The 12,897-nt window shown below is 63.6% G+C and carries 13 protein-coding genes; 9 read left to right on the forward strand and 4 right to left on the reverse strand.

The genetic code is table 11. The features are described from left to right. Positions 1–109 precede the first annotated feature (109 nt). Positions 110–874 carry a precorrin-6A synthase (deacetylating) gene (cobF, locus tag JT360_RS17100; RefSeq protein WP_214472835.1) on the reverse strand — a complete coding sequence of 255 codons (765 nt, stop codon included), beginning with the start codon at positions 872–874 and terminating at the stop codon, positions 110–112. 209 nt (positions 875–1,083) lie between these two features. Between cobF and JT360_RS17105 the strand changes: the two genes are divergently transcribed. From JT360_RS17105 to JT360_RS17130, 6 genes are all read left to right on the forward strand, one after another. Next, positions 1,084–2,103, forward strand: coding sequence for a DUF4424 domain-containing protein (locus tag JT360_RS17105; RefSeq protein WP_214472836.1), 1,020 nt, complete (start codon positions 1,084–1,086; stop codon positions 2,101–2,103). Next, entirely contained in the window at positions 2,103–2,621 is a 519-nt protein-coding gene (locus JT360_RS17110) for a dihydrofolate reductase (protein ID WP_214472837.1), read from the forward strand. The genes JT360_RS17105 and JT360_RS17110 overlap by 1 nt, the downstream gene beginning before the upstream one ends. Before the next feature lie 167 nt (positions 2,622–2,788). After that, positions 2,789–3,901 (forward strand): FtsH protease activity modulator HflK, encoded by a 1,113-nt coding sequence (hflK, locus tag JT360_RS17115; protein WP_214472838.1) that lies wholly within the window; start codon positions 2,789–2,791, stop codon positions 3,899–3,901. Continuing rightward, positions 3,901–4,860 (forward strand): protease modulator HflC, encoded by a 960-nt coding sequence (gene hflC / locus JT360_RS17120; RefSeq protein ID WP_214472839.1) that lies wholly within the window; start codon positions 3,901–3,903, stop codon positions 4,858–4,860. Before hflK ends, hflC begins: the two co-directional genes overlap by 1 nt. A 6-nt stretch (positions 4,861–4,866) precedes the next feature. Beyond that, the gene (locus JT360_RS17125; protein ID WP_214472840.1) at positions 4,867–5,055 is read left to right on the forward strand and encodes a DUF2065 domain-containing protein; all 189 of its coding nucleotides are present in this window, start codon (positions 4,867–4,869) and stop codon (positions 5,053–5,055) included. A gap of 149 nt (positions 5,056–5,204) precedes the next feature. Continuing rightward, on the forward strand, positions 5,205–6,722 hold the full coding sequence (locus JT360_RS17130; protein ID WP_214472841.1) for a DegQ family serine endoprotease: 1,518 nt from the start codon (positions 5,205–5,207) through the stop codon (positions 6,720–6,722). 28 nt (positions 6,723–6,750) lie between these two features. On the opposite strand, the gene JT360_RS17135 is transcribed toward JT360_RS17130, so the two are convergent. Further along, the gene (locus JT360_RS17135) at positions 6,751–7,323 is read right to left on the reverse strand and encodes a GNAT family N-acetyltransferase (RefSeq protein WP_214472842.1); all 573 of its coding nucleotides are present in this window, start codon (positions 7,321–7,323) and stop codon (positions 6,751–6,753) included. After that, entirely contained in the window at positions 7,320–8,207 is an 888-nt protein-coding gene (serB, locus tag JT360_RS17140) for a phosphoserine phosphatase SerB (RefSeq protein ID WP_214472843.1), read from the reverse strand. The genes JT360_RS17135 and serB overlap by 4 nt, the downstream gene beginning before the upstream one ends. Here serB and miaA point away from each other — a divergent pair. Next, the gene (miaA, locus tag JT360_RS17145; RefSeq protein WP_214472844.1) at positions 8,197–9,162 is read left to right on the forward strand and encodes a tRNA (adenosine(37)-N6)-dimethylallyltransferase MiaA; all 966 of its coding nucleotides are present in this window, start codon (positions 8,197–8,199) and stop codon (positions 9,160–9,162) included. The genes serB and miaA overlap by 11 nt on opposite strands. A gap of 105 nt (positions 9,163–9,267) precedes the next feature. Next, positions 9,268–10,059, forward strand: coding sequence for a GGDEF domain-containing protein (locus JT360_RS17150; protein WP_214472845.1), 792 nt, complete (start codon positions 9,268–9,270; stop codon positions 10,057–10,059). Between the two features lie 285 nt (positions 10,060–10,344). On the opposite strand, the gene JT360_RS17155 is transcribed toward JT360_RS17150, so the two are convergent. Beyond that, positions 10,345–12,177 carry an ATP-binding protein gene (locus JT360_RS17155; protein WP_214472846.1) on the reverse strand — a complete coding sequence of 611 codons (1,833 nt, stop codon included), beginning with the start codon at positions 12,175–12,177 and terminating at the stop codon, positions 10,345–10,347. Between the two features lie 154 nt (positions 12,178–12,331). On the opposite strand from JT360_RS17155, the gene JT360_RS17160 reads away from it, so the two are divergent. Further along, positions 12,332–12,895: an XRE family transcriptional regulator gene (locus JT360_RS17160; RefSeq protein ID WP_214472847.1), complete on the forward strand. Its 564-nt coding sequence runs from the start codon at positions 12,332–12,334 to the stop codon at positions 12,893–12,895. Positions 12,896–12,897: the final 2 nt, after the last annotated feature.

Consider the following 12,897-nt stretch of genomic DNA (forward strand, 5'->3'; position numbering starts at 1 on the left):
GCAGTAGGGCAGTAGGGCAGTAGGGCAGTAGGGCAGTCATTCGTAGCTGTCTTCCAGCACAAGACATCTTTCACCTACTGCCCTACTGCCCTACTCCCTTATTGCCTTCCTATTCGCCAGGTTTGCGCACCAGATAGGTGTCCATGATCCAGCCCTTTTTCCGGCGGGCTTCCTCTCGGACTTTTTCGATTTCGGCGCCGACATCACTGATGCGGCCGGAGATGGTGATCTCGTCCGGGGTCCCGAGATAGGCGCCCCAATGGATGGTGACATCCTGGTCGGCCAGCGTGTTGAAGGCGCATTTGCCGTCCAGCATGACGATCGCGCTGCCGGCATTGTCCGGCATGCCCTCCTCGGCAAGCCGGCGGCCGGTGGTGACGAGGACGGAATCGCCGATGCGATTCAGCGCCATTTTATGGCTGGCGGCCAACGCCTGGATGGCTGTGATGCCGGGGATGACCTCCAGTTCGAAGCTGACATTGCCTCTCAACCGCACACGCTCGAGGATGCGCAGGGCGCTGTCGTAGAGCGAGGGATCGCCCCAGATCAGGAAGGCGCCGCGGCCGTCTTCGGCAATCTCGTCGCGGATCAGGCCCTCGTAGATGGCGGCGATGGCTTCGTGCCAGTCATCGACGGTCGAGCGGTAGGAGGGCGCCGGCTCGGCGCGCACCGGCACGTCGAATTCGACGCGGCGCGATTTCGGGTTGGTGACGAAGCGGTCGCAGATCTCACGCCGCAATTCGGCAAGGTCGGTTTTCCCAGCGCCCTTGTCGGGGATGAACAGCACGTCGGCGCGGTTCAGGCCTGATATGGCCTGGACTGTCATGTGGTCGGGATTGCCGGCGCCGATGCCGATGACGAGAAGCTTGCGCATGGGGCGAACTCCTGCCCGATCGCAACCTGTTAGTCCAGACCGCTGCTGCGTGTCCAGACTGCTACTGCGTGTCCAGACCGCTACTGGGTGTCCGGACCGCTGCTGGGTGTCCGGACCAGTGTGGCGCACTCACGCTAGCGGAAGGGCTTTGAAACGCCACGTTGAAACGGCTAGGGTCATCAGGACATTCTCGCCGAGGGAGGGCTTTCATGTTGCGATATGTTCTGGCCGCGGTGCTGGCCTTCTCCGCCGCGCCCGCTTTTGCCAATGACTCGGTCGCCGAGCTCGGCACCGGCGGCCTGATCCTGTCGCGCAACGATGCGGTCGCGATGCAAAGCGAGGACCTCTTCATCTCGCCCGAAAAGGTGACGGTCGACTACGTCTTCCACAACAACACCGATAGGGATGTCGATGCGATCGTCGCCTTCCCGATGCCCGACATTTCGGGCGATCCCGAGGAGATGCCGGCGATCCCGGAAAACCAGAGCGACAATTTCCTCGGCTTCGAGGTGACGATCGACGGCGTCGCGGCAAAGCCTCAGCTCGAACAGAAGGTGTTCGCGCTCGGCATCGACATCGGCGCCGATCTCAAAGCGCAGAATGTGCCGTTCAACCCGTTCGGCGCCGCCGCCAAGGCGGCCCTGGCGAAGCTGCCGCAAGCGGTAGCCGAAGACTGGGCCAATCGCGGCATCATCATCGGGGACACCGCCGATGACGGCAGCGGCATGAAATCCACCTATACGCCGTTCTGGCAATTGCGCTCGACCTATTGGTGGCGCTCGACCTTTCCCGCCAACAAGGACGTTCATGTCTCGCACCGCTACAAGCCGAGCGTCGGCGGCACGTCATCGGTCAGTTTCTTCTATGAAGGCAAGTTCCAGGGCACCCAGTATGCCAACTACAAGACCCGCTACTGCATGGACGACGCTTTCGAGAATGCGGTGCGCAAGGCGGCGAAGGACAATCCCGACGGCTATCCGAAATACTACGAAAGCCGCATCGCCTATATCCTGACCACCGGCGGCAACTGGGCGGCGGGTACCATCGGCAAGTTCAAGCTGACCATCGACAAGGGCAACCCGAAGGCCCTGGTCTCATTCTGCGGTGACAATGTCAAAAAGGTCGGGCCGACGACCTTCGAGATGAGCGCGCAGGATTTCTATCCCGAGCATGACATCGACATCCTGTTGCTCGAACCGTCGGACAGCAATGGCGGAGATGCGAACTGATGCATGTCGCGATCTACGTTGCCATCGCCGAGAATGGCGTGATCGGCCGGGAGGGTGGACTGCCGTGGCGGCTCTCCACCGACCTGAAGCGCTTCAAGGCCGATACGATGGGCAAGCCCGTCATCATGGGCCGCAAGACCTATGAAGGCATTGGCCGCCCGCTGCCGGGCAGGCTGAACATCGTCGTCACGCGTGACAAGGCCTGGCGCGCCGAAGGTATAGAGGTGGCGCATACGCTGGAAGCGGCGATCCAGCTGGCGACGGTGCGCGGACGCTGCATGGCTGGCGTGGACGAGGTCTGCGTCATCGGCGGCGGTGAGATCTATGCGCAGGCGCTGCCGCTGGCCGACCGGCTGCACGTCACCCATGTGCTGGCCGCTGTCGAGGGCGACGCGCATTTCCCGCCGATCGACCCTCGGACATGGCGCGTGGTCAGCTCGCAGGATGTTCCGGCCGGGGAAAAGGACAGCCACGCGACGCGCTATTCGGTTTACGAGCGCCGCGCCGAGATACATTGAAAGACAAAAGGCGTATTGAAGGACGACAAAGGGTCGCGACCGGCCCAAATCGATGACGTTGGCAGCGCATCGCGTTGAAAGCGTGCCTTGGCGTCCCTATAGAAGAACGATACTGGATTTGCGCCGTAATGCCGGCGCTTGAGGGAATTCCAAGCGAAAGGACATTCATGCCCTGGAACGACAAAGGTGGCGGAGGCGGCGGCCCGTGGGGCGGCGGCAACAATCAGGGACCCTGGGGGCAGGGGCCGAAGGGACCGAGCGGCCCGCCGGGATCGCCTCCCGACCTCGAAGACATCATCCGCCGCGGCCAGGACAGGCTGCGGCGCGCGCTGCCCGGCGGTGGCGGTGCCAGTCCGGCCGTGTTCGGACTGATTGCGGCGGTGCTTGTCGTTCTGTGGGCGTTCCAGGCGGTCTACACCGTGCAGCCTGACGAGGTCGCGGTCGAACTGCGTTTCGGCAAGCCGAAGCCGCAGCTGTCGCAGCCGGGCCTGCATTTCCACTGGTGGCCGCTTGAAACCGTCGAGACGGCCAAGATTTCCGAGCAGCTCGTCGACATTGGCGGCGGCAACACCAGCGGCAATGGCCTGATGCTGTCGGGAGACCAGAACATCGTCAACGTGCAGTTTTCGGTGGCCTACCAGGTCTCGGATCCCCGGGCTTATCTGTTCGACGTCTCCGACCCGGATGGCATGCTGCGCCAGGTCGCCGAAAGCGCCATGCGCGAAGCCGTCGGCCGCAGGCCGGCACAGGACATCTTCCGTGACGACCGCCAGGGCATAGCGGCATCGGTGCGCGAGATCATCCAGACGACGCTCGACGGCTACAAGGCCGGCCTGCAGGTCAATGCCATTTCGATCGAGGATGCGGCACCGCCACGCGAAGTGGCCGACGCCTTCGACGAAGTGCAGCGCGCCGAACAGGACGAGGACAAGTTCGTCGAGCAGGCCAACCAGTACTCCAACCAGAAGCTCGGCCAGGCGCGCGGCGCGGCCGCACAGGTCCGCGAAGACGCGGCAGCCTACAAGAACCGTGTGGTGCAGGAGGCCGAAGGTGAGGCGCAGCGCTTCATCTCCGTCTACGACGAATACGCCAAGGCGCCCGATGTAACGCGCAAGCGCCTCTATCTGGAAACCATGGAGAAGGTTCTGAAGGACTCGAGCAAGGTCATCGTCGAGCAGGGCAACGGGCAAGGTGTCGTCCCCTATCTGCCGTTGCCGGCCCTGCAGCAGAAAGCGCCGGCTCCGGCTGCGCTTGGCGCGAACACGGGAGGCAGCCAGTGATGGGCAACCGTCTTCCCGTAATCGCCGTCATCGCGGCGGTCATCTTGTTCCTGATCTATTCGTCGGTTTTCGTGGTCAATGCGCGCCAGCAGGCGCTGGTGCTGCGCTTTGGCGAGATCGTCGACGTCAAAACCGCACCCGGCATCTACTTCAAGGCGCCGTTCTCGTTCTTCGATGCCGACACGGTGCAGCTGATCGAGAACCGGGTGCTGCGCTTCGACCTCGACAACATCCGCGTCCAGGTTTCGGGCGGCAAGTTCTATGAAGTCGATGCCTTCATCGCCTATCGCATTTCGGATCCGCGCGTGTTCCGTGCCGCGGTGTCGGGCCAGATCGAACTCGCCGAAGCGCGGCTCAGGACCCGTCTCGACGCTGCCTTGCGCCGCGTCTACGGTCTGCGCGACTTCGAGGCCGCGCTTTCGGAAGAGCGCGCGGTGATGATGCGCGAAGTGCGCGATCAGCTCCGGCCCGACGCCACATCGCTTGGCCTGCAGATCGAGGATGTCCGCATCCGCCGCACCGACCTCACGGCTGAGGTCTCGCAACAGACCTTTGACCGCATGAAGGCCGAGCGTCTGGCCGAGGCCGAAAGGCTCAGGGCACGCGGCAACGAGGCGGCGCAGCGCATCCGGGCACGCGCCGACCGCGAAGTCGTCGAGATCATCGCCGAAGCGCAGAAGGAGTCCGAAATCCTGCGCGGTGAGGGTGAGGCCCAGCGCAGCGCCACCTTCGCGCAAGCCTATCAGCGCGACCCGGCCTTCTTCGATTTCTACCGGTCGATGAACGCCTACGGTTCGGCGCTGGACAACACCGGCACGACCATGGTGCTGTCGCCAAGTTCGGAGTTCTTCCGCTACTTCCGCGACCCCGACGGCAAGGAAGGGCCGGCGAGACCGCCAGCGCCCGCACCGGCAACGGCACCCGCCGCGCCGACGACACAACCCAGCACCGGCCAGTAGCCGCCGGTGCAGGATTTCTTCGCGGCAATAGGCCTGGTCCTCGTCATAGAGGGCTTGGTCTATGGCGGCTTTCCCGGCTTCGCGAGGAAGCTCGCCGGCGAGGTGCTGTCGATGCCGGAGAATGCCTTGCGGATCGCCGGGCTGGTCGCGATCGTCATCGGTGTCGGCATCGTCTGGCTGGTGCGGGGCGGGTGAGGACGGCCGGTTTTCGTCCTCGGCATAACGGAGGATTTATCCATGGCCGTTAGTCCTAGCCGCAAACGTGCCGTATTTTTTGCCAACATGGCGCAACGCGGTATTTTCGCCGTTGCGCTTTCTCTTTCAGAATACCGGGAGGCTTCTCCATGACATCCACACTCCTTTTGCGCGCGGCACGGCGGACATTCATCGCTGGCACGGCAGCGCTTCTTGTCGGCGCCGTCGCCGTTCCGTCCTTCGTGACGCCGACATTGGCGGCCGACGGGCCGGCATCGGTGGCCGACCTGGCGCAGGGCCTGCTCGGCGCGGTTGTCAACATCTCGACCTCGCAGACGGTGAAGGGCACGGAAGGGCCGGGTGCCGTGCCGATGCCGCAGCTTCCCGAAGGCTCGCCGTTCCAGGACTTTTTCGACGATTTCTTCAAGAACCGCGGCGGTGACAAGGACAATAGCGCGCAGAAGGTGCAGTCGCTGGGATCCGGTTTCGTCATCGACGCCGAACAAGGCATCGTCGTCACCAACAACCACGTGATCGCCGATGCCGACGACATCGAGGTCAATTTCTCCGACGGCGTCACGCTGAAGGCGACGCTGGTCGGCACCGATACCAAGACCGACGTCGCGGTGCTGAAGGTCGATCCGAAAGGCCATAAGCTGACGGCGGTGAAGTTCGGCGACTCCACCAAGATGCGCGTCGGCGACTGGGTTATGGCGATCGGCAATCCTTTCGGTCTTGGCGGCACGGTTACGGTCGGCATCGTTTCGGCGCGCAACCGCGACATCAACTCCGGCCCTTATGACGATTTCATCCAGACCGACGCGGCGATCAATCGCGGCAATTCGGGCGGACCGCTGTTCAACAGCGCCGGCGAGGTCATCGGCATCAACACCGCGATCATTTCGCCGTCCGGCGGCTCGATCGGCATCGGCTTCTCCATCCCCTCGCAGCTCGCCGCCGGAGTTGTCGAGCAGCTGCGCCAGTATGGCGAGACGCGGCGCGGCTGGCTCGGCGTACGCATCCAGCCGGTGACGGATGACATCGCCGAGAGCCTCGGCATGGCGACAGCCAAGGGAGCGCTGGTGGCCGGCGTCATCAAGGGCGGTCCGGTCGACAACGGCACCATCCAGGCCGGCGACGTCATCCTCAAGTTCGACGGCAAGGACATCCACGAAATGCGCGACCTGCCGCGCGTCGTCGCCGAAAGCCCGGTCGGCAAGGCCGTCGACGTGCTGATCGTGCGCAAGGGCGTCGAGCAGACGGTGAAGGTGACGCTCGGCCGGCTCGAAGACGGCGAGAAGCTCGCCAGTGGCGAGAGTGGCAAGACCGACCAGGACAAGGGCGGCGACAAGGCTCCGGCCGTTTCGGCCGCCTCGGTGCTTGGCATGACCGTCGGCGAACTCAATGACGAGACGCGCAAGAAATTCGGCATTGCCGCCGATGTCTCCGGCGTCGTCGTCACCGACGTGGCCAAGAACTCCGCCGCCGCCGAACGCGGCATTCAGCCTGGCGAGGTGATCACGGAGATCGCGCAGGAATCGGTCGCCACGCCCAAGGACGTGATGGACCGGATCGGCGCCTTGAAGGAGCAGGGGCGCAAGAATGCGCTGCTGATGCTGGCGTCGAAGACCGGCGAACTCAGGTTCGTGACGATCCGGATGGATTGAGTTTTCAATCCGGCGATAAAAAAGGCGGCTAACCAGCCGCCTTTTTTATCGCCTGCCACTCGGCGCGCGTCAGCCTGTAGAACACATGCCGCTTGAGCGCGGGATGACTGTCGGGAATGCCGGGATGGTCGAAGTCGGCCGAGGGATCGGCGCTCATGCCGAGGCGTTCCATGACGGCAGTCGAGCGCCGGTTGTTCTCGACGGCGAAAGAGACGATCTCACCAAGTCCGAGCGTTTCGAAACCGTAGGCCAGCCAGGCTTCCGAGGCGTCGGTGACATAGCCCTTGCCCCAGAATTCCGGTGCCAGCCGCCAGCCGATCTCGACCGTGCCGGACGGCAGGAACGGCAGGTGATCGGTTCCGGTAATGCCGACAAAGCCGATGCATTGACCGGTGGCGATGATCTCGGCAACGGCGAAGCCGTAGCCGTCTCGTTCAATGGTGGCCCGCAATTCGTCCATCTTGGCGTCCGCCTGGGCGCGGTCGCGGCGGAACGGGAAGAATTCCATGACGCGCTCGTCGGAGTTGATGCGATGGAAAAGCTCACGGTCGCGATCTTCCCAGTTGCGTAGAATCAGGCGCTCGGTACGCATTGGTTTCATTGCACGAATTCTTCCTGGCGATAGCCCTGCAGATAGAGCAGTGCGGTCAGGTCACCATGGTCGATGCGAACCTTGGCTTGCGCCGCCACGCTTGGCTTGGCGTGCAGCGCCACACCGGTTCCGGCGAGGCGGATCATGTCGAGATCGTTGGCGCCGTCGCCAACGGCAATGGCATCAGCCGGCGTCAGGCCGAGACGGGCCGTGATTTCGAGCAGCGCATCGGCCTTGGCGGCGCGGCCAAGGATCGGCTCGCCGACCAGCCCGGTGAAGCATCCGTCCTGTTCAAGCAGGCGGTTGGCGCGGTTCTCCTGGAACCCAAGCATGGCCGCGATGCGCGTGGTGAAGACTTCGAAGCCGCCCGAGACGAGTGCCGTCCAGGCGCCGTTGGCGAGCATGGTCTGGACTAGTGCGCGGCCGCCCGAGGCCAGCGTCAGCCGATTGGCGACGATGCGGTCGACGACGGCGACTTCGAGCCCCTTCAGCAGCGCTACCCGCTCGCGCAGCGCCGGCTCGAAGGCGATCTCGCCGTTCATCGACCGCGCAGTGATGGCGGCGACATGATCCTTGAAGCCGATCTCGTCGGCCAGTTCGTCGATGCATTCCTGGTCGATCATGGTCGAATCCATGTCGGCGATGAGGATTTTCTTGCGACGCGTTTCACCCTGCTGGACGATCACATCGATCGGCTCAGCGGCCAATGCGGCGCGCAGGGCAGCCGTGATGCCGGCGGTGTCAGCTTCTTGTGGCAGGACAAGATCGCAGGCAATGCCTTCGGCCAGCCAGACGACAGCGCTTGCGCCCACCGACCGTGAGGCCATATTCGCAAGCGACGGGGACAGAGCGCGGTCAGCGGGACGGGAAACAAGCGTGGCAATGAGCGACATCGGGAATTCCGGCACGGATGCGGACCAAGGCCGCGTGAAGAACGCGATCCTGATAGCCGGGCCGACCGCCAGCGGCAAGTCGGCACTGGCGCTCGGCCTGGCCGAACGCACAGGCGGCGTCATCGTCAACACCGATTCCATGCAAGGCTATTCGGTTCTCGACGTGCTGACCGCCAGGCCTGAGCCGGCCGAGCTGGCACGAGCGCCGCATTTTCTCTACGGCCATGTCCATCCCGGCAGCGCCTATTCGACGGGCGCCTGGCTGCGCGATGTGATGAAACTCATCGACGACGGAACGCTGTCGCGGCGGCCAGTCTTCGTCGGTGGCACCGGCCTCTATTTCCGCGCGCTGGCCGAGGGTATTTCGGAAATGCCGGACATTCCGCCGCGCATCCGCGACCGCTGGCGCTACGAGCTGAAGGAGCAAGGCGCCGTCAAGCTCCACGCCCTGCTGCTGCGCGAGGATTCGAGAGCCGCCATGCAACTGAAGCCAACCGACAGCCAGCGCATCGTGCGGGCGCTCGAAGTGCTGGACGCCTCCGGCCGGTCGATCCTGGATTGGCAGGCCGAGCGCGGCCGGCCGCTTATCGACAGGCAGACGGCGCATTTCCTGGTCATCGAGCCGGATAGGGCGGCGCTGGTCGACCGCATCGAAAAGCGCTTCGACCAGATGCTGGACAAGGGCGCGCTGGAGGAAGTCAGGCAACTCGCGGCGCTTCATCTCGATCCGGACCTGCCGGCGATGAAGGCAATCGGGGTTCGCGAACTGCAGGCCGCGATGGCCGGACAGTTGAGCTTTCCCGAGGCGATCGAGCGCGCCAAGATCGCAACCCGGCAATATGCCAAGCGGCAGGCGACCTGGTTTCGGCATCAGCTGGGGCCGGAATGGCAAAGGCTGCGTCCGGGTGACGATCTCGAAACCACGATCCAAGCAATTGTTGCTAATGCAACTTAAAAAGTAGACACGATGGGAAGTATTCCCGCCGAAGTTGTCTAAATTAACCCTCCGTAAGGCGGCCCGTGCCATAAGGTCTGTGGGCACTTTTCCATTGGGGAGCAGATGCGTTTCCATAAGGCGGAATCCGCTTTTTTCGTCTTTATTTTCGTGATCCTGGCCGCTGGCCTGGTGACGCTGCACGCCTATGGGCTCTTGCAATCCTTCGCCACCGAACTCCATACGCAGTCAGGCATGGACAAGGTCATCTACCTCAACAAGCTGCTGTTCGCGACGGGCGTGCTGCTTGCGACCGCGCTGTTTTTCGGCATCTTCTTCATCTATCCCCTGATCCGCAAACAGGCGACGGAAGAAGGCAAGCTGCGCGCCATGACGGTTTCGCTCAGCGCCCGCTCCGAAACCCTCGAACACGCCGCCCTGACAGATGGCCTGACCGGCATGCAGAACCGGCGCTATTTCGACGATGCGCTGAAGGAATATCTCGAGGAGTTCCGGCGCATCGAGAAGCCGGTCGGGCTGATGATCCTCGATCTCGACCACTTCAAGCAGGTCAACGACACACACGGCCACGACGTCGGCGATGAGGTGCTCAGGGCCGTCGCCAGCTGCCTCAAGGACATGACACGCTACCACGATGTGGTGGCACGGCTGGGCGGCGAGGAGTTTGCCGTGGTCACGCCCAACATGGAGGCTGAGCTGCTGGCCAAATTCGCCGAGCGCATCCGCAGGGCGATCGCCAACATGTCGATCCTCTCGGGCAATGTCCGGCTCAAGATCACGACCAGCGTCGGACTTGCCGTCTGGGACCGCAAGGAAACGGCCGAGGAGTTTTATCGCCGCGCCGACCGCCAGCTCTACGAGGCAAAGAGGCAAGGCCGCAACCGCGTCTGCGCCTAAAATCCCGAAGAAGAATTCATGAGGCCGGTTGCCTGACGCGGCTTTCTCGACTTCCGGCCTTCGCCGGCCGAAGCACTTATGGGAGGGTGTGGCCAGTTAAGGCTACGGCCGGCGTAGGCCGGTGCTCACGGACTGAATGTCCGCTCCGCTCCGGCTTCTCGAAAACCCCGCCATTCAATCCGGCCTGATGAATTCCCTTTCGGGATTTACCCAAGCTGGTTTGACGATGCGGAGTCCGGGAAGCTTGGTGCGGCTTCCGGATCGGTCGTTAGAGAGCTTGCAGGCTCAATCGTTCTGGGGACGCATGCCGAAGGTGGCGGGCTTCAGGCCGTAGCGCATGTCGAAATCGTCGTCCGATTGCACGCTGGCGGCTGGCGGCTTGCGGTAGTCGGGGTCGCCGGCCTGCCGGCCGGCATCGACCACCTCGGCGAAGGCCATCGCCTGCTGCTGCGGTTTGGGCACGTTGCGCAGCCGCTCGACGATCGCCACCAGGTCGACATCGTCGCCGCTTGTCGACGAAACGGTCTCTTCGCGCTTGGATGTGCCGGGAAGCAGGTGGCTGGGCAGTCTTTCGAACTTCAGCCGCATGGTCGTGGCCACCCCTTCACCGAAGGCGATGGCTTCGCGCTGGCCCATGGACGACAGGAACGCAAGCGTGGAGGCGGACGAGTCGGCAATGGCCGAGCGGATGATCGCCTGGTCCTGCTCATTGGCGAGCCGCATGGCGAAGAAGGTCGAGCATTGCGACAGGATGGTCGGGTCAAGCTCGCCCGGACGCTGCGTGACGACGCCGAGATAGCAGCCATATTTGCGGCCTTCCTTGGCGATGCGCGACAGGGCGTGCCGGGTCGGCGCGAAGCCGAGACGCGGATCTGCCGGCATGTAGCGATGCGCTTCCTCGCACAGAAACAGCAGTTGCAGCTTGCCCTCGCTCCACAGAGCGAGATCGAAGGCCAGGCGCGCCAGCACCGAACAGACGGAATTGACCACTTCGGAGGGCATGCCGGCCATTTCGAAGCAGGTCACCGGCCGGCCGTGATGCGGCACGCGGAAGATGTTGCCGATCGTCTCGTGGATTGTGTCTTCGATCAGGCGAGAATTGAACATGAAGCGATAGCGCGGATCGGCGGCCGCCGATTCGATACGGGTCTTCAGCGATTTGAGCGTCGGGCGCTCGTTCTTGCTTTCGAGCATGCCCGTGCGCTCGTCGATCTGCTTGAGCAGGTCCGCGATGCGATAAGGTACTGGCGTATCGGCGGTCAGCGCATCATTGCCGCGCCTGAGGTAGGCACCCGAATTCGGGTTGCGGTAGAGGTTCTTGGCGAGCGGGATGAGGTCGCGAAGAGCGTCGATCTCTTCCGGCACCGTTTCACGCCCGCGAAACAGCACCTCGGCGAATTCCTCGAGCTTGAACATCCAGAACGGCAGGTCGAGCGTCTTGGAATCGACCCTGACGCAGTATTCGGGCAACGAGCCCGCGAACTCGTTGTGCGGGTCGAGGATCAGGATGCGCAGGTCGGGCCGCGCGGCGATCGATTTGCGCAACAGCAGCGAGACAGCGGTGGACTTGCCGACGCCCGTGGTGCCGACAATGGCGAAATGGCGCGCCAGCGTGTCGTCAATGGCGATGTTGGCGGCAATCGCCTCGTCCTGCGACAGCGAGCCGATGGTGATGGAATGGCGGCCGGCCAGATCATAGACGGCCTGCAGGTCGCGGCTGCGGATGCGGTGGGCGACGGCGCCGATATGCGGATAGGTGGTGATGCCGCGGTCGAAGATCGGCCTGGCGCCGGGCTCGGCTGGGTCGCGAACTTCGCCAATCAGCTCGATGCTGACCTCGATGGCGTTCTGGCCCTCGTTGCTCCAGGCGCGGTCCGATTTGCCGATGGCGTAGACTAGGCCAACGGTCCGCGTCGTGCCCAGATTGATCGAAATCATCTTGCCGACCGTCCACAGGCCGGTGACGGCGCCGTCGACGTCGTCGGCATAGGCGCTGATGGTGGCGCGCGCGCCGTCGCATTGCACGACATTGCCCAGGATGCGCCGGTCGTTCTGTTCCGCGTTGCGGCGCTCCTGCGATGTCGGTTCTCCGACGGAAGCTTCGCGTTCGACAAACATGGACAGGCCAATCCCCATTTCTCTGGAACATCGAGCCTACCGGAACGGGGTTAAGGTCGGATGAGGTCGGATGGTGTAGAGACGATTAAGGGCCTGTTGAAAATTGTCGCAAAAGGGCTCTTCTCTCACGCCTGCGTTTCGCTATAATGGACGAATGGATGATATAGCGAACGACATTTCCTCAACCATTGGCAAGCGGATCCACGCCGAAAGGATCATGCGGGACTGGTCGCTGGCCGAGCTGGCCGAGCGGTCCGGTGTTTCCAAGGCGATGCTGAGCACGATCGAGCGCGGCATGACCAGCCCGACAGCCGCCCTTCTGGTGCGCATTGCGGCGGCCTTCGGCATGACGCTGTCGACCCTCATCGCCCGGGCGGAATTGCAAGGCGGCGGGCTGCTGCGCGAGGCCGACCAGCCGGTGTGGCGCGATCCCGATACAGGCTATGTCAGGCGGCATTTGTCGCCAGCGGGCGACATGCCGCTCGAACTGATCAAGGTCCATCTGCCTGCCGGCGCCAAGGTCAGCTTGCCCGCGGCTTCCTACGCCTTCATCAAGCAGCAGATCTGGCTGATTTCCGGGCGGCTCGAATTCACCGAGGGCGATGTGGTGCACAGGCTCGCCCCCGGCGACTGCCTGGCGCTCGGCGCGCCATCGGATTGCACCTTCCATGCCCTTGAGGGGGGCGCCGACTATCTCGTCGCGCTGGTCAGGGGCTGAGA

This window comes from Mesorhizobium sp. dw_380, assembly GCF_018588885.1.
Lineage (GTDB): Bacteria > Pseudomonadota > Alphaproteobacteria > Rhizobiales > Rhizobiaceae > Mesorhizobium.

Coding starts and splice junctions, on each gene's coding strand:
- cobF (WP_214472835.1), bottom strand. CDS start 874: ATGCGCAAGCTTCTCGTCATCGGCATCGGCGCCGGCAATCCCGACCAC.
- JT360_RS17105 (WP_214472836.1), top strand. CDS start 1,084: ATGTTGCGATATGTTCTGGCCGCGGTGCTGGCCTTCTCCGCCGCGCCC.
- JT360_RS17110 (WP_214472837.1), top strand. CDS start 2,103: ATGCATGTCGCGATCTACGTTGCCATCGCCGAGAATGGCGTGATCGGC.
- hflK (WP_214472838.1), top strand. CDS start 2,789: ATGCCCTGGAACGACAAAGGTGGCGGAGGCGGCGGCCCGTGGGGCGGC.
- hflC (WP_214472839.1), top strand. CDS start 3,901: ATGGGCAACCGTCTTCCCGTAATCGCCGTCATCGCGGCGGTCATCTTG.
- JT360_RS17130 (WP_214472841.1), top strand. CDS start 5,205: ATGACATCCACACTCCTTTTGCGCGCGGCACGGCGGACATTCATCGCT.
- JT360_RS17135 (WP_214472842.1), bottom strand. CDS start 7,323: ATGAAACCAATGCGTACCGAGCGCCTGATTCTACGCAACTGGGAAGAT.
- miaA (WP_214472844.1), top strand. CDS start 8,197: ATGAGCGACATCGGGAATTCCGGCACGGATGCGGACCAAGGCCGCGTG.
- serB (WP_214472843.1), bottom strand. CDS start 8,207: ATGTCGCTCATTGCCACGCTTGTTTCCCGTCCCGCTGACCGCGCTCTG.
- JT360_RS17150 (WP_214472845.1), top strand. CDS start 9,268: ATGCGTTTCCATAAGGCGGAATCCGCTTTTTTCGTCTTTATTTTCGTG.
- JT360_RS17155 (WP_214472846.1), bottom strand. CDS start 12,177: ATGTTTGTCGAACGCGAAGCTTCCGTCGGAGAACCGACATCGCAGGAG.
- JT360_RS17160 (WP_214472847.1), top strand. CDS start 12,332: ATGGATGATATAGCGAACGACATTTCCTCAACCATTGGCAAGCGGATC.